Origin of the sequence: Micromonospora sp. KC213, from assembly GCF_004348325.1 — a bacterium.
Classification (GTDB): Bacteria; Actinomycetota; Actinomycetes; order Mycobacteriales; family Micromonosporaceae; genus Micromonospora.
In genome coordinates, this window is the sequence record NZ_SMKF01000018.1 from 24516 (window position 1) to 42129 (window position 17614).

Below are 17614 nucleotides of genomic sequence, written 5' to 3' on the forward strand. Positions count from 1 at the left end.
CATGGTCATTCTTCTGGCCTGGTGCTGTCGTTGGGGGGGTGTCTCCGGCCGGCTATCCGGGTACCGTCCATCCTCGGATCCAACACACCGTAGGCGTCCGGATCCGCTGGGGAGTGAGGTGCGCGAGCGATGCCGTGGTGGTCATGGCGCCCTGGTTCCGTCACAGGTGGCGACCAGGAAACTCGAAGCGGGACCACAGTGGACAGCAACCTCCGGGTCGGACCACCGTCCCCCCGGCAGCCGGGTGACGACTGCTGCAAGGCCGCCGACCGACCGGTGGCCGGCGACCTGCCCCCCGCGGTCGCGCCGGTCACCCTGCGCCGGGTCTGCGACGCGCTCGACCTGCTCGACGTGCGTTACCTGGCCGACGGTGACGGCAACCTGCTGGCCATGTGGGAACGGCACGCGGTGCTGGTCACCCTGGAGGGTCCGGAGGACGAGATCCTGGTGATGCGCGCCCGTCCACACGCCACCGTCCCCCCGGACTGGGCGGACCGGGCCTACCGGGTGGTCAACGAGTGGAACCACACGCGGCGGTTCTGCAAGGCATACATCGGTGACCCGACCGAGCGCGGCCAGCTGCCCATCTACGCCGAACTCCAGGTGCCGCTCGGTGCCGGCACCCACGACGCGCTCCTGGTGGAACTGCTCGACTGCGGCGCGGCCGTCGCGACCACCTTCGTCGACTGGCTGCACGACGAGGGCGCGCTGCTGTAGCCCGCCGCCGGCTGCCGGTCGGGCGGTGTCCGGGCGGGCCGGGTCAACCGGTTGGGTCCTCCATGACGTTCACCATGAAGTAGGCCGCCCGCTCCAGGTAGTCCCAGAGCGCTGCGGCGATCTCCGGCGGCAGCTCCAGCCGGTCGACCGCGCGTCGCATGTGGTGCAGCCACGCGTCCCGCTCGGCGGCGCCGATCCGGTACGGCGCGTGCCGCATCCGCAGCCGCGGGTGCCCGCGCTGCGACGAGTAGGTGTTCGGGCCACCCCAGTACTGCATGAGGAAGAGGGTCAGCCGGTCGGCGGCCGGCCCGAGGTCCTCCTCCGGATACATCGGGCGCAGCAACGGGTCGGTGGCGACGCCGGCGTAGAACTCGTCGACCAGCTTGCGGAAGGTGGGCTCGCCGCCGACCGCTTCGAAGAGGGTCGTCGGCGGCTCGGTACGGTCGGACTCACCTGCGGGGCTCACCGTTCCATCCTGCCAGGCGTCCCGGCCCGGCGGGCGCCGCCCACCGCCCGGGCGGCGGCGGTCACGTCGCCGCGGGGCTGCGCCGGTCGTCGATCCGGTCGCCCGGGGCTGCCCGGCCGGTCCCGGGATGAGACCCGACGGGAGCGGGCGACCCGTCGGTCGCCGCATTGGCGTTGGCGAGGGTGGCCGCCGTCACCGCCGACTCGACGGTCGAGCCGTCCGGCCAGCGCAGCACCGCGACGAGCATCAGCAGGACGCCGGCGGCGCTCCACGCGCCAACCACCACGGGGATGGAGAACCGGTCCGCGAACAGCCCGGTGACCAGTACGGCGGCCCCCTGGATCACCTGCATCCCGCTGGCCATCACGCCGAAGGCGCGGGCCCGGTATCCGTTGGGCAGGGCGCGGACGAACAGCCCGTTGGCGGTCGGCAGCACTCCCGCGACGGCGAACCCACACCCGGCGGCGAGCAGGGCCACCACCAGCGGCGGTGGGTCCAGCAGCGCGGGCACCAGCACCAGCGGTGCCGCCACCGCCAGGGGGCGCATCAGCATGATCCGGCGGGCCGGCGCGACCGCTCGTCCGACCAGCAGTCCACCCAGGATGAAGCCGACCGGGCCGGCCGCCATGATCAACGCCTGCGACGGGCCGCTGCCCAGTCGGTCGTCGGCCCGTTCACCGGCCCAGGCGGCGGCGAGCCCTTCCGGAACGATGGAGAAGAGCATGGCGCTGAAGACCAGCACGGCGATCGCCCGCAGGACCGGGTTGCCGAAGACGATGCGGAATCCCTCGGCGGTCTCCCGGAGCAGGTGACTGCGGTGGGTGGCGTTCATCGCCGGGGCACGGTCGCGTACCCCCCACCGGACCAGCACGGCCGACGCGGCGAAGGTCGCCGCGTTGATCAGCAACGCGACGGTCGGGTTCACCGCGGCCACGGCGGCCCCGAGCAGGTATCCGACGACCTGGGCGGCCTGGCCGGTGCTGGCGTTCAATGACAACGCGACGACCAGTCGGTCACCGCTGAGGATGGTCGGCAGCAGCGCCGACCTGGCCGCCTGGCTGGGCGGGTTGGCGAGCGTGGTGGCGAAGAGCAGGACCAGGATCACCCAGACCGGGGACTGCGGCACCGCGATCAGCGCCATCAGTGTCATCCGGATCAGGTCGCAGACCACCATCACCCGGCGGTACGGGTACCGCTCGGCCAGTGCCGCGAGCAGCGGCCCCCCGGCGAGCCAGGGGAGGTAGCTGACCGCGAACGCGGCGGCGGAGAGAGCGATCGACTCGCTCTCCCGGTAGACCAGAACGGTGACCGCCGCCTTGGCGAGGTAGTCGCCGATCCAGGACAGGAGGCTGGCGGTGAAGATCGCCCGGTACTCGGGCTGGGCGAACACTTCACGGAAGGTAGCCGGGCGGTCCGGAGAGGCTTGCTCGTCGGACACCGTCGCCTCCATCGGACCCGCCGGCACCGCTCGTGACGGCCTGGCGGACCCCGTCGTCAGATCTACGGATCAGCGAGGAAATGGTCACGCTCCGGCGGGAGCGCGTGCTCCGGATTCTGCCCGATCGTCTGACAACTGGCTAGGGCGAACGGATCGATCGTCGCATCTCCGACTGAACGAACGGACGATACCCGAGGGTTCGGGCGGTCGGGAACCCCCAGAATTCGGGTCAGGTGGCACCCCCCTGGCCGGTGGGCGGGGTGCCCCCGACGGCCGGTCCGCCGCCGGTCGGCGCGGTCATCGGCAGGCCGGGATAGAGCCGGGCCGCGGCGATCTTCGCGGTGATGCCCGAGTTCTCCAGCGCCTCGGCGAGCCGGCGGCGCAGCTCGCGACCGACCGAGAACTGGCCGTCCGCCGTCGTCTTGACCACGGTTCGGATCACCGCGCCGTCGACCGTCATCTGCTCGACGCCCAGCACCTCCGGCGCTTCGACGATCTCCGGTGCCAACTCCGGGTCCATGGCCACCGACGCCGCCGCGGTACGCAGCACGGCCGTGGCCTCCTCGGTGCTGGCGAACCCGATCGGCAGGTCCACCACCACCAACGCCCAGCCCTGGCTCTTGTTGCCGACCCGGACGATCTCACCGTTGCGGATGTACCACAGCACCCCGCGCCCGTCGCGGACCGTGGTCACCCGCAGCCCCACCGCCTCGACCACGCCGGTGGCCTCGCCCAGGTCGACCGTGTCACCCACGCCGTACTGGTCTTCGATGAGCATGAACAGGCCGGCGAGCAGGTCCTTCACCAGGCTCTGCGCGCCGAAGCCCAGGGCCACGCCGGCGATACCGGCACTGGCCAGCAGCGGGGCCAGGTCGAAGCTGAACTCCCTGAGCACCATCAGCAGCGCGATGCCGAAGACGAAAGCGGTGACCATGCTGCGGAGCACCGAGCCGATCGCCTCGGCCCGCTGCCGGCGGCGCTCCGGGACGAACTGCGCCGGGTCCGCCGCCGCGGAGGGGATCCGCTCCCGCAACGGCCGCAGCAGGGTGGGCATGGTGCTCTCGCTGGTGGTACGGACCAGCCGGTTGATGGTCCGGTGCAGCGCCCACCGGGCGAGCAGCGCCAGCAACAGGATCAGGACGACCCGCAGCGGCTTGAGCAGAATCCAGTAGCTGCCCTCGGCGAACCAGGTCGATCCGGTCGTGTTCAGCACAGCCGCGCACAGGGGGTCGTCGAGGCAGCTCTGCGACGGGGTCGGGTCGATGATCGGTTCGGCGAGGACGGTCAGGTCGGCGGTGCGCACCCTGCTTTCGTACCCCACCGTGGAGCGGGGGCCAGCGGCGACCCGCCGGCTGCCCGGGGTGTCGTTGCGCATGATCACAGGTGCCGAACCGGTCATTTTCACACGCCCGGCTGCAGGCTTCCCCGGTGCCCCGGATTAGTGCGTGCAATCCGGGGTCTTATCAGGGACGATTGGCGCAACGGACGTCGGTGATCCTGCCGGCGTCGGTCGTGGTCACCCTGTGTCCGCAGGGCGCGGCCGGCGCGGCCAGCGGTGGGAGCGGCTGGACCGGGAGGGTGAGCACGATGCCTGACATACGACCCACGGTGGGCTCCGGCGCGCTGGTTCTCAACGCCACCTACGAGCCGCTGTGTGTCGTGTCGGTGCGTCGCGCCGCGATCCTCGTGCTCTCGGCCAAGGCGGTCTGCGTCGCCGACGGCGACGGGGTCCTGCACAGCGCCCGAAGTGCCCTGCCGGTACCCTCGGTGGTCCGCCTCACCCGCTTCGTCCGGGTGCCGTACCGCACCCACGTCGGCCTCTCCCGGCGGGCCGTCTTCGCCCGCGACGGCGGGCGGTGCGCGTACTGCCGGGGGCCGGCGGAGACCATCGACCATGTCTTCCCGCGCAGCCGGGGCGGTCGGCACGCCTGGGAGAACGTGGTCGCCGCCTGTGCCCGCTGCAACCACACGAAGGGCGACAAGACCCCCGCCGAACTGGGCTGGCGGTTGCACAGCATGCCCGTCGCCCCCAAGGGGACGGCCTGGCGGGTGCTCGGCCACCGCGCCCCCGACCCGCGCTGGGAGGACTGGCTCGACCTTCGGGAGTCGCTGCGCGAGACCGAGGCCGCCTGAGCCGGTCGCTCACCCGTCACGGGTGCGGACCAGCGAGGCGTACACCACCACGTTGTCGGCGTACCCGGTGTCCCCGCCCACCCAGCGCCCGCCACAGGTGATCAGCCGGAGGTTCGGGCGGCTGAAGTCGCCGTAGATCTCGTCCACCGGCAGTCGCTCCTTGCCGTGCCGCTGCACCCGGTCGACCTCGAAAACGGCCACCTTCCCGTCCTCGCGGGTCACCTCGACCTCGTCGCCGTCGCGCAACTCCCGCAGCCCGTGGAAGACGGCCGGGCCGGTGCTGGTGTCGACGTGCCCGACGATCACCGCCGGGCCGTACTGGCCGGGGGTGGGGCCCTGGTCGTACCAGCCCGCCTCCTGGGCTCGGGCGGCGTCCGGCACCCCGATGCTGCCGTCCGCGGCGATGCCGACGTGGTGCACCGGCGCCCGCACCTCGATCCGGTCGATCACGATCCTGGTCGGCGGGCTCGCCGGCAGCACCGGGAACCCTCTCGGCGGCGGACGCAGCCCGGCGATGAACCGGTCCGGCAGCAGGCTCAGGCCGGTCACCCGTTCGGCGCCGAGCAACGCGACGATCAGCACCATCAGTCCGGCGACCACCATCACCGGCAGCCCCGGCCCCGGGGCCCCGACCCGGCGGGACAGCGGCCGGTACGGGCGGCGGGTCGCCGGGCGTACCGGGGCGGTGTGCGCGACGGGGTCGGTGGTGGACACGCTGGCGGCGACGGCGTGACCGGCCACCCGGCGTAGTCGGCCGGCCGCGCGGGCCACCAACCGGGCGGTGGCCCGCAGCCGGTCCGACCGTGGCGTACGCGAACGTGCGCGGGCCATGGCGGCGTGGGGTCAGGAGCCGGTCCCGGCCCGACGCCGACCCCCGCCGAGCACCCCGAGGCCGGCCACCACCGCGACCGCGACCAGCGCGCCGACGAGCAGCAGCGAGCCGGCCCCACGGTCGTCGGCGGTGCCGCCGCCCCCGGTCGCCGGCCCCTTGGTCGGTTGGGTCATGTTGAGCACGGTGAGCACGGTCGACGCGGTCTGTCCGTTGGCGCAGCGCAGGTCGACCGGATAGTCGCCGGCCTCCCGGTTGCGCGGGATGGTGACCGCCCCGGTGAGGAAGCCGTTGTCCGGCCGCAGCACCACCCGGCCGAACGCGTCGGACTGCACGGTGGCCTGCTGGTTGTTGGCGGTGTCACAACTGGCCCGGATGTTGACCCGGGTGCCGGCCTGTGCGGTGTTCGGCGTGACCTCGACGAAGGTGTTGTCGCCCGCGCGGGCCGGTGTCGCCCCGGACAGCACGAACGCGACGAACATCGCCAGCACGGCGGAGAAGGCACGATGGTGCCCGATGAGCCCCCGCATGATTCCCCCCTCCCGGCATGTTCGCCGGAATCCTGCGACGGGTGTCCGGGCCTGCATTCCCGCTGGCGGGACGGCAAACCCGGGGGACCACTGAGGGTGATTGGTGGGAGGAAGCGGCGGGTCAACGACGACGGGTGGAGGCGGCGCCCGCCACGGGCGGCAGCGGAGCGACCGGGTGCCAGTCCAGTGGGGTGGACAGCACCATCGTGCTCGACGGCTGCCCGTACGGAGCGAGCCGGTCGATGACCGCCTCGAAGCCCTCCATCGAGCCCGCGGCCACCTTCAGCGCGCTGCACGCGTCGCCGGTGATCCGGTGGATCTCGCGGATCTCCGGCCACTCGGCCACCGCCGGGTCGTGCAGGATGCAGCGCGGCCCGTAGCAGGACATCCGGATCAGCGCGAGCACGCTGCGGCCGGCCCGGGCCAGGTTGACGTGGGCGTGGTAGCCGAGAATCACCCCGGTCGCCTCGAGCCGGCGCACCCGCTCGGCCACCGCCGGTGGGGACAGGTGCACCCGCCGGGACAGTTCGCTGTACGACAGGCGCGCGTCGGCCTGCAACTCCCGCAGCAGCGCCCAGTCCATGTCGTCCATGCCCGGACTTTACCTTCCGCAGGTAGAATCCGAACAACACCTTCAGATCGCAAGGTGACCCTGCCCGAGTGCCGTCGGATCGGCATTCCATCGACCGTCCGTACCGCGGGACCATGTCGTATCCGGCCACGGAGGTGACGAGACGGTGAAGCAGACAAACCGGCGGGCGACCACGCTCACCGCGGCGGTGCGCCCGGCCACCCCCCAGCAACGAGCCGCACGCGCGGCCCGCAACGGCGGCGAGCCGACCCTGGAGTTCGCCGACCGGGTGCCGTACGACGCGTACGTGCACGCCAGCACGCTGCATCGGTTGCAGCAGCCGCTCAGCGACGACCCGGGCGAGATGTCCTTCCTGATGGTCAGCCAGATCATGGAGCTCTACTTCGGGCTGACCTGCCACGAACTGCGCCAGGCGCAGCGGGACCTGCGCGCCGACCGGGTCTGGGACGCCCTGGCCCCGCTGCGCCGCGCCGCGCTGCACCTGGAAGGGCTCAATGCCGCCTGGCGCGGTCTGCGCTGGATGACCCCGGCCGACTTCAACCGGTTCCGCGATCTCCTCGGCGAGGGCTCCGGCTTCCAGTCGGCGATGTACCGGCGGCTGGAATTCCTGCTCGGCCTGCGCGACCCGGCCCTGATCCGCCCGTTCCGGCGCCAACCGCAGGTGTACGACGAACTGCGCGCCACCCTCGCCGCGCCGAGCCTCTGGGACGACGTGGTCGCCCTGCTCGCCCGGCACGGTCACGACCTCCCCGCCGACCTGCTCGGCCGGGACGTCTCCGTCGAGCATCATCCACATCCGGCGGTCGAGGCAGCCTGGCTGACGGTCTACGACGACAACCGCCCCGACAACCAACTCCGGCTGCTCGGTGAGGCGCTGACCGAGGTGGCCGAGCAGTTCGGCGACTGGCGGTGGAACCATGTCAAGGCCGTCCAGCGCACCATGGGCGCCAAGGTCGGCAGCGGCGGCTCCACCGGTCTGGCCTGGTTGCAGCGCAGCATGGCCCGGGTGGTCTTCCCGGAACTCTGGTCGGCCCGGACGGCGATGTGAGCGGGGGAGCGGACGTGCCCGACGAGCAGGAGGCCCACCGCCTCGACAAGGCCGACCCCGGCCACCGCCACCTCTTCCACGTGCCGCGGGCCGACGGCGGTCGCTACCCGGAGGCCGCCTACCTGGCCGGCAACTCCCTCGGCCTGCAGCCCCGCGCCACCTGCGACGAACTCCTCGCCGACCTGGACGCGTGGCGCCGGCTCGGCGTCGAGGGGCACCTGGAGGCCGAGCGGCCGTGGCTGTCGTACCACGAGCTGTTGGCCGCGCCGGCCGCGCGACTGGTCGGCGCGTCGCCCGCGGAGACCGTGGTGATGAACTCCCTCACGGTCAACCTGCACCTGCTGATGGTGAGTTTCTACCGCCCGGCCGGGCGGCGGACCCGGATCGTCGTCGAGGACACCGCCTTCCCCTCGGACTCCTACGCCGTCCGCAGCCAGGCCCGTTTCCACGGCCTCGACCCGGACGCCACGGTGGTACGCCTGAAGCCCCGCCCCGGCGAGGAGAACCTGCGGACGCGGGACGTCACCGACTTCCTCGCCGCCGAGGGCGACACCGTCGCGCTGGTGCTGCTCGGCGGCGTCAACTACCTCACCGGTGAGCTGATGGACATCCCGGCGATCACCGCCGCCGGCCGGGCCGCGGGCGCGGTCGTCGGCTGGGACCTGGCGCACGCCGTCGGCAACGTGCCGCTGGCGTTGCACGACTGGGACGTCGACGTCGCCGCCTGGTGCTCCTACAAGTACCTCAACTCGGGACCGGGATCCCTCGCCGGAGTCTTCGTCCACCAACGCCACCTCGGCGACCCGAACCTGCCCCGGTTCGAGGGCTGGTGGAGCACCGAGGCGGCCACCCGGTTCGAGATGACCCCGGTCTCCCGGCCACCGGCCACCGCCGAGGCGTGGCAGATCTCCAACCCGCCGATCTTCGCGATGGGGCCGGTGCGTACCTCGCTGGAACTGTTCGACGCGATCGGCATGCCGGCGCTGCGGGCGCGCAGCGTCCGGCTCACCGGTTACCTGCACCGGCTGCTCGACGAGGTGACCGCCGACCGGCCACTGGCCGTCATCACCCCGCGCGACGCCGACCGGCGGGGCTGCCAGCTCTCGGTGCGCGTCGGCGCGGGCAGCGCCGCCGAACTGACCAGGCGGCTGCGTCACGAGCACGGTGTCATCGCCGACGCCCGGGAACCGGACATCGTCCGGTTCGCCCCGGTGCCGCTCTACTCGACGTACCACGACTGCTGGCGGGTGGCCGAGGCGCTGGCCACCACCGTGGCGACCTCATGACCAGCGGACGGGTCGAGATCGCGGTGGTCGGGGCCGGGCTGGCCGGCTGCCTACTGGCCTGCTTCCTGGCCCGGCGCGGGTACCCGGTCGCGCTCTACGAGCGGCGGCCCGACCCGCGCACCAGCACGGCGGAGCGGGGGCGCTCGATCAACCTGGCGCTCTCCGCGCGCGGCCTCGACGCGCTGCGCCGCATCGGCCTGGACGAGCAGGTGATGGGCGACGCGCTGCCGATGCGCGGCCGGATGATCCACCCGGTGGCCGGGGAGCCACGGTTCCAGTCGTACAGCGCCGACGGCGACCGGGCGATCAACTCGATCAGCCGCAGCGCGCTGAACAACGCCCTGCTCACCGCCGCCGCCGCGCGGCCCGGCGTACGGGTCGCCTTTGACCACCGGCTGGTCGGGCTCGACCCGGCCACCGGCGAGATGGCATTCGAGACTCCGCAGGGCAAGCTCACCGCCACCGCGCCGGTCGTGCTCGGCGCCGACGGAGCCGGCTCCGCGGTGCGCGGGCAACTGCTCGGGTACGGCGTGCTGGACGAAAGCCTCGACTTCCTCGACTACGGCTACAAGGAGCTGACCATCCCGCCGGTCGGCGGCGAGTTCGCCCTCGACCCGGCGGCCCTGCACATCTGGCCGCGCGGCACCTCGATGATGATCGCGCTGCCCAACCCGGACCGCTCCTTCACCTGCACGCTGTTCTGGCCCACCCACGGCACCGCCGCCTTCGCCTCGCTGGGCAGCCCGGCGGCCGTCGAACGGCACTTCGCCACCCACTACCCGGACCTGCTGGCACTCGCCCCGAACCTGGTCGACAACTACCGGCACAACCCGGTCGGGGTGCTCGGCACGGTCCGCTGCCACCCGTGGCAGGTGAACGGCCGGGTGGCTCTGCTCGGCGACGCCGCGCACGCCATCGTCCCGTTCTACGGCCAGGGCGCGAACTGCGCCTTCGAGGACGTGGTGGAGCTGGACCGCTGCCTGGACGAGTGCGGTGACCGGTGGGCCTCGGCGCTGCCGTTGTTCCAGCGGCGGCGACAGGCCAACGTCGAGGCGATCGCGCGGATGGCGTTGGCCAACTTCGTGGAGATGCGCGACAAGGTCGCCTCCCCGGTCTTCCAGGCCCGCCGCCGGATCGAACACGCCCTCGAACGGACCCTGCCCGGCCGATACGTCTCCCAGTACGAACTGGTGTCGTTCTCCACCACCCCGTACGCCGAGGTGCGCCGCCGGGTCCGCCGCCAGTACGCCGCGGTCGGGGCGGCGGCGGTCGGTGCCGCGGCGCTGCTGGCCGGCGTCGGCGCGCTGCTCGCCCGAGGCAGGCGCGGATGACCCGCTTCGACGACGAGGACGAGCGTCCGGGTGGCCCGGATCGTCACCGATTTGACCCTGGAGTCGGGTGGTCCGCGAGGCGGAGTTCCTCACCGCCGAGCAGCGCGACCGGCTGCTCGGCGGCAACGCCCTCCGCTTCCTCGGCCTCGACCGGCGGTACGCCAATCGGCGGGCGGCTCAGCGGCGACCGTGACGGGACGGGGTGCCCGGACGGCACAACCTCGTCCGTACGCCCGGGTCGCTGACCGCCGGGGGACCGGGCAGGTGCCCGGCCGCCCGGCGGGTGGTGTCGAGGGGATCGGGCCGCGGAAGGTTCCACCACCAGCGGCGGTCCGGTGGAGGGTGGATGTCGTGGGGGTGCGCAGCGGGTACGGGTTGCACGGTTTGCTCCCTGCACGGTGGGCGGCGGGGTGATCCCAAACCGACAGTGGCATCGATCAACATTGATTGAACACCATCGTCCGCGCCGGCACCCGCCCGTCGGCAATCCCGGTCGGGTCATGTCAGCGAGATATGAGGCGCGGGGCCCGCAGCGCGCCGTGTCGCCCCGCCGATCCGACGACGAACCGGCAGGATGGCGGCATGGCCGAGCCGCACGACCTGACCGCGCTGCACCAGGCCGCCGCCGTCGCCCGTGGCGAACTCTCCAGCGTCGAGCTGGTCACCCACCACCTGACCCGGGTCGCCGCGCTGGGTGACACCGTCGGCGCGTTCGTCACCGTCACTCCCGGGCGGGCGCTCGCCGCCGCCCGCGCCGCCGACGCCGTGCCGGCCGGGCGGCGCGGGCCGCTGCACGGCGTACCCACCGCGATCAAGGACCTCACCCTCACCGCCGGGGTCCGGACCACCTTCGGCTCGGCAGCCTTCGCCGATTTCGTCCCGCCGCTGGACGCTGACGTGGTCCGGCTGATGGCCGCCGCCGGGCTGGTCAGCCTGGGTAAGACCACCACCTCCGAGTTCGGGTGCTCGCTCCACTCCGAAGGGCTGGTCGCCCCGCCCGCCCGCAATCCGTGGGATCTCGCCCACACGGCCGGCGGGTCCAGCGGCGGCGCGGCCGCGGCGGTCGCCGCCGGGCTGGTCCCCGTCGCGCAGGGCTCCGACGGCGGCGGGTCGCTGCGCATCCCCGCCGCCCTCTGCGGGCTGGTCGGCTACAAACCCAGCCGCGGGCTGGTCTCCGGCGGGCCGGTCGGCTTCGGCGGCTTCGGCCTGCCCACCAACGGCCCGATCGGGCGTACCGTCGCCGACGTCGCCGCGCTGCTCGACGTGCTGGCCGAGCCGATGCCCGGCGAGCCGTACCCACCGCCGCCGCGACCCGACGGCGGCTACCTCGCCGCCGCCCGCCAAGCCACCCCCGGGCGGCTGCGGATCGGCCGGTTCACCGCGCCGATGCTCGCCGACGAGCCGGTCCATTCGGACTGCCTGGCCGCCGTGGACCGGGCCGCCGCGCTGCTCACCGCCGCCGGCCACGAGGTGGTCGAGGTGGACCCGCCGTTCGGCCCGGCGGTGTGGCCGCTGTTCGAGACCCTCTGGTACGTGCTGGCGCTGGCCCCGGTGCCCGCCGAGCAGGAGGCTCGGCTGCTGCCGCTGACCCGGCTGCTCCGGTCCCGGGGAGCGGCCGTCGGGGCGGGCACCCTGCTGGCCACCCTCGGCGAGCTCCAGGCCCAGGTCCGCCTCGCCGCCCGCCGCACCGCCGGCTACGACCTGCTGCTCTGCCCGACCCTCGCCGCGCCGCAGGCCCCCGTCGGTTGGTTCACCGCCGGCGGCGACCCGGATGCCGACTTCGACCGGCAACGCCGGTTCTCCCCGTTCTGCGCGGTGTTCAACGTCACGGGTCAGCCGTCCGTCTCACTACCGATCGGGCGGACCGCGACGGATCTGCCCGTCGGGGTGCTGCTGACCGGTCGGTACGGCGAAGACGCCCGGCTGATCGCCACCGCCGCGCAACTGGAGCACTTCAGTGACGGATGGGATCGGCACCCCGCAATCTGGCGGGGCGTGGCCTCCGCTAACGTGAATGGCAGCGGGGTCGGGGGGACGACGCCATGATCGTCTTTCCGAACCGAATGCTCTGGTCTCTCTTTCCGCCTGGGGGCGTTGGGATTGTCTGTCACTGAGACTGCACTGATCTTCGTCGGCATCCCCGTGGCGGTGGTGCTGGTGATCGTCGGGCTGGTGTTCGCCGGCAACCGTGACAGCGGGGGCGCCAAGCGGTACCGGCCGGGCCGCCGCTTCGACTTCAACCCGGTCTGGTTCCTGAGCCGGCCGGAGCAGTTGGCCGACTCCGCCGGCATCGCCCTGGCCGCCGGGGCGCCGGCACCGGCGCTGGCCAGCCGCAAGCAGGAGCAGGCCGGCGTTCAGGCGCCGGCCGGTGGAACCGGAGGCGCAAGTGACCGTTGGTGAGAAGCGGGCCGAGGCCGGCGTGGCCACCCCGCCCGACGTGCTCGACGGGCCGTTCTCGACCCGCCAGCTGCTGCGCATCGACGAGGCGCTGCGCCTGGCCGACCAGGGCAGCGGCCTGGTCTTCTCGGTCTACGTGGGCGGCCTCGACGAGCCGGTCCGGGAGCACGCCGAGCGGCTGCACCGGCAGCTCGCCGAACCGGACCGGTCCGTGCTGATCGCGGTCTCACCCAACCAGCGCCGGCTGGAGATCGTGACCGGCCGGCACGCCCGCAAGCGCATCCCCGACACGTACGCCAAACTGGCCGCCCTGTCCATGGTGGCGGCGTTCGGCGGCGGCGACCTGGCCGGCGGCATCATTCAGGGCCTCGACCAGCTGGCCAGCCACGCCGGCAAGGGCTGAGGAGCCCTCCCGACACGACGAAACCCGGCCCGCGAGACGCGGGCCGGGTTTTCGCGTCGGTCAGGCGGCCCGGGCGTCCCGCTCGCGGGCCTTCAGGGCACGCAGCACACCGTCGCGCCCCTCGGCGACCAGCCGGCGCAGCGGCGCCGGGTGACCCTCCTGCGCCAGCCAGGCGTCGGTGGCCGCCACCGTCTCCTCCTCGACCAGGTATGCCGGGTACGCCAACTGCGCGAACTCCTGCGCCGGCTCACTGTCCCGCTGCGCCCAGACCTGCGCCACGGCCGCGAAGTACCGCTCCCGGTACGGCGCGGTCAGCTCGACCTGAGCCGGGTGGGTGAAGCCCTGCAACAACGCCCGGTTGCGCCAGTTCGCCAGCGGCTGCGCGCCGGTGAGCTGCGCCCACACCGCCGCCTTGTTCTCCGCGGTGGGCACCAGCGCGTGCGCGTACGCGGCCTCCCGCTCGCCGCTGGCGGTCCGGTCGCCGGCGAGTTCCGCCTCGATCTCGGTGGTGCCCGCCGCCCCGTTGGCCACCAGCGACTGCAACACCGTCCAGCGCAGCTCGGTGTCGACGGTCAGCCCGGCCGGCACGTCGACGCCACCCAGCCAGCCGCGCAGCGTCGCCAGGTCCTCGGCGGAGCGGGCCGCCGAGGCGTACGCGCGAGCCCAGGCGAGCTGGAAGCCGCTGCCCGGTTCGGCGGCGGCCAGCGTCGCCCTGGCGGTGCGGGCCAGCTCCGCCCAGCCCGTCGGCGCCCACGCCGGGTCGGCGTAGAAGGTCAGCGTGCTGCTCGCCTGCCGCAGGGTGGCGGTGACCAGGTTGATGTCGGTCTCGGCGGGCAGGCCGGCCAGCACCAGGGCCACGTAGTCGCGGGCCGACAGCTCCGCGTCGCGGACCATGTCCCAGGCGGCGGTCCAGCACAGCGCCCGGGCCAGCGACGACTCGAAACCGGCGATGTGCTGCACCACCGTGGCCATGGAACGCTCGTCCAGCCGCAGCTTCGCGTACGTCAGGTCGTCGTCGTTGAGCAGCAGCACGTCGGCGGCGGGCCGGCCGGTCAGCACGTCCAGTTCGGTCAGCTCGCCGGTGACGTCGACCTCAAATCGCTCCCGGCGGACCAGCCGGCCGTCGGACAGGTCGTAGAGGCCCACCCCGATCCGGTGGGTCCGCAACGTCGGGTGCCCGGCCGGCGCCTCCTGGCGGACCAGCACCTGCTCGTACGTCCCGTCGGCGCCGATCGTCACCTCCGGACGCAGCGTGTTGACCTGCGCGGTCTCCAACCACTGCGTGGCGAACTTGCGCAGCTCCCGGCCGGAGGCCGCCTCCAGCTCGCCGAGCAGGTCGTCGAAGGTGGCGTTGCCCCAGGCGTGCTTGCCGAAGTACGCCCGCAGCCCGGCCAGGAACGGCTCCTCGCCCACGTACGCGACGAGCTGCTTGAGCACGCTGGCGCCCTTGGCGTACGTGATGCCGTCGAAGTTGACCTCGACCGCCTCCAGGTCCGGCATGTCGCAGTAGACCGGGTGGGTGGAGGAGAGCTGGTCCTGCCGGTAGCCCCAGTTCTTCCGGATGGACAGGAAGGTCGTCCAGGCCTCGGTGAAGCGGGTGGCATGGGTGTTGCACCAGTGGCTCGCCCACTCGGCGAACGACTCGTTGAGCCACAGGTCGTTCCACCAGCGCATGGTGACCAGGTCACCGAACCACATGTGAGCCAGCTCGTGCAGGATCGTGTTGGCCCGCTGCTCGTACTCGAAGTCGGTGACCTGCGAGCGGAAGAGGTAGTGCGACTCGGCGTGGGTGACGCAACCGAAGTTCTCCATCGCGCCGGCGTTGAAGTCCGGCACCCAGAGCTGGTCGTACTTGGGCAGCGGGTAGCGCACCCCGAACTGCTGGTGGAAGAAGTCGAAGCCCTGCTTGGTGATGAGGAACAGGTCGTCGGAGTCGAGGTAGCGAGCCATCGAGGCCCGGCAGAAGACCCCCAGGTCGATGCCGTCGTGGCTGTCGCGCACCTCGTGGTACGGCCCGGCGCAGAGCGCGGTGATGTAGGTGCTCATCCGCGCGGAGGAGGTGAAGTGGACGGTCTTGAGGGCCTCCCCGGCGGGCTCCTCGCGCGCCACCGGCATGTTGGACACCACCCGCCAGTGCTCCGGGACGGTGGCGTGCCAGGTGTAGACGCTCTTCAGGTCGGGCTGGTCGAAACAGGCGAAGACGCGCTGCGCGTCCGCCGTCTCGAACTGGCTGTACAGGTAGGTCTCCCCGTCGACCGGGTCCACCGTCCGGTGCAGGCCCTGCCCGCTGTTCGAGTACGCGAAGTCGGCGTCCACGACGAGGGTGTTCTCGGCGGCCAGCCCGGCCAGGGCCAGCCCCTTCTCGGCCGACCAACCGGACAGGTCGAGCGGCGTGCCGTTCAGTGTGGCCGAACGCACCGAGTCGGCGGCGACCTCGATGAAGGTGCTGGCGCCGGGTTCGGCACAGCGGAACCGCACCTCGGTCACCGACCGGAACGTGCGGCCCTCGGCCTGCACGGCGGTCGACAGGTCCAGGTTGATGTCGTATCCGGTCACCTCGAGCAGGCGGGCCCGCTCGGTGGCCTCCACCTGGGTCAGGTTGCGCACTCCCGGCACTTTTCGTCTCCATCCCACTCTCGCCGCCTGGCGGCTGAGCCAGCCCGCCGGCCGTTCGTGGCGGCCGTTTCCGAGCCGAGTCTTCCATGCACCACGCTTTTCGGTGGCAGAGGTCACGCTCTCATTTCCCGACCAGCCGGTGCCGTCCGGGTGAGGGCAGCAGCACGGCCAGGAGGCGGTGGCCCGGCTGTACACCAGATGGGCTGTGGCGATGCGTTCCTGCCGCCTGGGGATGGCGACAGGGTGTACCGGCTGCTACGAACCTGAGCGCACAGATGGATCGGCCGGAGGGCACCCAACCATCCGCCCCGGACGTCCCCGACGGCTGGTGCCCCCGCCAGCGGCTGGGCGGCCGGCCCGACCGGGGGCGCCAACGCCGACCCATTCGCGTACTCACGTTTGTAGCGTCCGCACAGCAGGTCTGCCCCGCCGGCCGGTCCCACCGGCACAAGTCGCCGCGGCCGGTACCGGCGGGGCAAGGACCAGGTCGAGCGCGCGTGGAGCCGTTCATCTGGTGGACCGTGCGCGGGGTCCGCGCCATCCCAACGGCCGACGCCGGTAGCGTCAGCTGCCATGACGGTCGTGCATCCGATCGCCCGGGCCTGGATCACCACTGGCGGCACCGGCGCGCAGAACTACGACGAGTTCGCCGACGACGCGGAGATCACCGCGATCATCGAGACGAACCCGCACAGTGCCCTCGGCATCGAGATGCCCCACCGGGCCCCGGAGAGCCTCGGGAAATCCTTCCTCGACGCGCTCCCCGACGCGGTGGCCCGCCTCACCGAGGCCAAGGCCGACGGCAGTTACACCCCGGCCGAGCAGGTGATCGTCCTCTACCGGATCAGCGCGCCCGGGGAGGAGTCCGCGTACGGGCTGTTCGCCATGGTCGACACCGACCAGATCTCCACCAGCGCCGACGAGCCCGGCCTGGTCATCCGCAACGAGGACGTCTTCATCGCCAAGGTCCGGGAGCGGGTGGCGCTCGCCGAGGCGCTCGGGCACCTGCTCTCGCCCGTACTGCTGCTGCAGACCGGGCGTGGCGAGGAACTGCACGCCGCGCTCGCCGCGGCGACCGAGGCGGCCGGCGCGCCGGCCGCGACCGACACCGACCAGGCCGGGCGTACCCACGCCATCTGGCTGCTCGGCCCCGGCCCGGAGCAGGACGAGCTGACCGCGCTGGCCGGCGGCGGGGAACTGGTGGTCGCCGACGGCAACCACCGCAGCCTGGCCGCCCAGACCGGTGGCCTGCCCCGCTTCCTGGCCGTGGTGACCACCCCGGCCTCGGTTGCCATCCAGCCCTACAACCGGCTGGTCAGCGAGCTGACCGCCACCCCCGACGAGCTGCTCGACCGGCTCCGCGCCGCCGGCGCGGAGATCACCGGAATCGACGGTCCGGTGGAGGTTCCGGCCGCCGGCGGCACCGTCCACCTCCGGCTTCCCGGTCAGGGGTACGCGGTCCGGCTGCCCCACGACCCGGGCGCCTCCCGGCTGGAGAACCTCGACCACGCCCTGGTCGAGCGGCTGCTGCTACGGGAGGCGCTCGGCCTCGACCCGGGCGACAAGCGGATCACCTACGTCGGCGGCGACTACCCGGCGAGCTGGCTCACCGGTGAGGTCGACGCCGGCCGTGCCGAGCTGGCCATCCTCATCGCCCCGGTCACCGTGGACGACTTCGTCGCGGTCAACCTGGCCCGGGAGAAGATGCCGCGCAAGAGCACCTGGTTCACCCCCAAGGCCCGCGGCGGTCTGGTCGTCGCCGAGCTGTCCCGCTGAGCGTGTCAGCATCCGGTCCGGCACGCCGCCCCCGCGACGTGCCGGAACACGG

At 72.8% G+C, this 17614-nt stretch carries 17 protein-coding genes; 10 read left to right on the forward strand and 7 right to left on the reverse strand.

All coding sequences use genetic code 11. The features are described 5' to 3' along the window. Positions 1-129 precede the first annotated feature (129 nt). On the forward strand, positions 130-717 hold the full coding sequence (locus E1166_RS07005) for a YbjN domain-containing protein (protein ID WP_132261255.1): 588 nt from the start codon (positions 130-132) through the stop codon (positions 715-717). Positions 718-760: 43 nt separating this feature from the next. Here E1166_RS07005 and E1166_RS07010 read toward each other — a convergent pair whose 3' ends face one another. The 3 genes from E1166_RS07010 to E1166_RS07020 form a co-directional block, all read right to left on the reverse strand. After that, complete coding sequence (locus E1166_RS07010; RefSeq protein WP_132261256.1) at positions 761-1183, reverse strand: globin; 423 nt, start codon at positions 1181-1183, stop codon at positions 761-763. 61 nt (positions 1184-1244) lie between these two features. Continuing rightward, complete coding sequence (locus tag E1166_RS07015; protein ID WP_132336791.1) at positions 1245-2633, reverse strand: MFS transporter; 1389 nt, start codon at positions 2631-2633, stop codon at positions 1245-1247. A gap of 217 nt (positions 2634-2850) precedes the next feature. Continuing rightward, positions 2851-3996 carry a mechanosensitive ion channel family protein gene (locus tag E1166_RS07020; protein ID WP_243710229.1) on the reverse strand — a complete coding sequence of 382 codons (1146 nt, stop codon included), beginning with the start codon at positions 3994-3996 and terminating at the stop codon, positions 2851-2853. Positions 3997-4208: 212 nt separating this feature from the next. Here E1166_RS07020 and E1166_RS07025 point away from each other — a divergent pair, with 212 nt between their 5' ends. Further along, complete coding sequence (locus E1166_RS07025; protein ID WP_132261259.1) at positions 4209-4754, forward strand: HNH endonuclease; 546 nt, start codon at positions 4209-4211, stop codon at positions 4752-4754. Positions 4755-4763: 9 nt separating this feature from the next. Here the strand turns inward: E1166_RS07025 and E1166_RS07030 are convergent, their stop codons facing one another. The 3 genes from E1166_RS07030 to E1166_RS07040 all read right to left on the reverse strand — a co-directional run bounded on the left by E1166_RS07030 (position 4764) and on the right by E1166_RS07040 (position 6705). Beyond that, the gene (locus tag E1166_RS07030; protein WP_132336793.1) at positions 4764-5585 is read right to left on the reverse strand and encodes a class F sortase; all 822 of its coding nucleotides are present in this window, start codon (positions 5583-5585) and stop codon (positions 4764-4766) included. 12 nt (positions 5586-5597) lie between these two features. Further along, positions 5598-6074: a hypothetical protein gene (locus E1166_RS07035; protein ID WP_132261289.1), complete on the reverse strand. Its 477-nt coding sequence runs from the start codon at positions 6072-6074 to the stop codon at positions 5598-5600. Between the two features lie 160 nt (positions 6075-6234). After that, positions 6235-6705 (reverse strand): Lrp/AsnC family transcriptional regulator, encoded by a 471-nt coding sequence (locus tag E1166_RS07040; protein WP_132336795.1) that lies wholly within the window; start codon positions 6703-6705, stop codon positions 6235-6237. Positions 6706-6850: 145 nt separating this feature from the next. Between E1166_RS07040 and E1166_RS07045 the strand changes: the two genes are divergently transcribed. From E1166_RS07045 to E1166_RS07070, 7 genes are all read left to right on the forward strand, one after another. After that, complete coding sequence (locus E1166_RS07045; protein WP_132336797.1) at positions 6851-7753, forward strand: tryptophan 2,3-dioxygenase family protein; 903 nt, start codon at positions 6851-6853, stop codon at positions 7751-7753. A 14-nt stretch (positions 7754-7767) separates the two neighbouring features. Then, positions 7768-9039 carry a kynureninase gene (kynU, locus tag E1166_RS07050; protein WP_243710230.1) on the forward strand — a complete coding sequence of 424 codons (1272 nt, stop codon included), beginning with the start codon at positions 7768-7770 and terminating at the stop codon, positions 9037-9039. Further along, on the forward strand, positions 9036-10370 hold the full coding sequence (locus E1166_RS07055; RefSeq protein ID WP_132336801.1) for an NAD(P)/FAD-dependent oxidoreductase: 1335 nt from the start codon (positions 9036-9038) through the stop codon (positions 10368-10370). Before kynU ends, E1166_RS07055 begins: the two co-directional genes overlap by 4 nt. A gap of 67 nt (positions 10371-10437) precedes the next feature. Beyond that, positions 10438-10563: a hypothetical protein gene (locus E1166_RS32460; RefSeq protein WP_279433216.1), complete on the forward strand. Its 126-nt coding sequence runs from the start codon at positions 10438-10440 to the stop codon at positions 10561-10563. Positions 10564-10952: 389 nt separating this feature from the next. Further along, on the forward strand, positions 10953-12416 hold the full coding sequence (locus E1166_RS07060) for an amidase (protein WP_132336803.1): 1464 nt from the start codon (positions 10953-10955) through the stop codon (positions 12414-12416). Between the two features lie 54 nt (positions 12417-12470). Next, positions 12471-12770: a hypothetical protein gene (locus E1166_RS07065; RefSeq protein ID WP_132261266.1), complete on the forward strand. Its 300-nt coding sequence runs from the start codon at positions 12471-12473 to the stop codon at positions 12768-12770. After that, entirely contained in the window at positions 12757-13170 is a 414-nt protein-coding gene (locus E1166_RS07070) for a DUF5130 family protein (RefSeq protein WP_132336805.1), read from the forward strand. Before E1166_RS07065 ends, E1166_RS07070 begins: the two co-directional genes overlap by 14 nt. A gap of 60 nt (positions 13171-13230) precedes the next feature. Here the strand turns inward: E1166_RS07070 and pepN are convergent, their stop codons facing one another. Continuing rightward, on the reverse strand, positions 13231-15777 hold the full coding sequence (pepN, locus tag E1166_RS07075) for an aminopeptidase N (RefSeq protein WP_132336807.1): 2547 nt from the start codon (positions 15775-15777) through the stop codon (positions 13231-13233). A 582-nt stretch (positions 15778-16359) separates the two neighbouring features. Here pepN and E1166_RS07080 point away from each other — a divergent pair. Further along, positions 16360-17562, forward strand: coding sequence for a DUF1015 family protein (locus tag E1166_RS07080; RefSeq protein WP_132336809.1), 1203 nt, complete (start codon positions 16360-16362; stop codon positions 17560-17562). The last annotated feature ends 52 nt before the right edge of the window (positions 17563-17614 follow it).

Bases quoted from the DNA above. Each gene is read 5' to 3' on its own strand.
- E1166_RS07055 (WP_132336801.1), top strand. From the start codon at position 9,036: ATGACCAGCGGACGGGTCGAGATCGCGGTGGTCGGGGCCGGGCTGGCC.
- E1166_RS07040 (WP_132336795.1), bottom strand. From the start codon at position 6,705: ATGGACGACATGGACTGGGCGCTGCTGCGGGAGTTGCAGGCCGACGCG.
- E1166_RS07060 (WP_132336803.1), top strand. From the start codon at position 10,953: ATGGCCGAGCCGCACGACCTGACCGCGCTGCACCAGGCCGCCGCCGTC.
- E1166_RS07080 (WP_132336809.1), top strand. From the start codon at position 16,360: ATGACGGTCGTGCATCCGATCGCCCGGGCCTGGATCACCACTGGCGGC.
- E1166_RS07005 (WP_132261255.1), top strand. From the start codon at position 130: ATGCCGTGGTGGTCATGGCGCCCTGGTTCCGTCACAGGTGGCGACCAG.
- E1166_RS07020 (WP_243710229.1), bottom strand. From the start codon at position 3,996: ATGCGCAACGACACCCCGGGCAGCCGGCGGGTCGCCGCTGGCCCCCGC.
- E1166_RS07025 (WP_132261259.1), top strand. From the start codon at position 4,209: ATGCCTGACATACGACCCACGGTGGGCTCCGGCGCGCTGGTTCTCAAC.
- E1166_RS07015 (WP_132336791.1), bottom strand. From the start codon at position 2,633: ATGGAGGCGACGGTGTCCGACGAGCAAGCCTCTCCGGACCGCCCGGCT.
- E1166_RS07030 (WP_132336793.1), bottom strand. From the start codon at position 5,585: ATGGCCCGCGCACGTTCGCGTACGCCACGGTCGGACCGGCTGCGGGCC.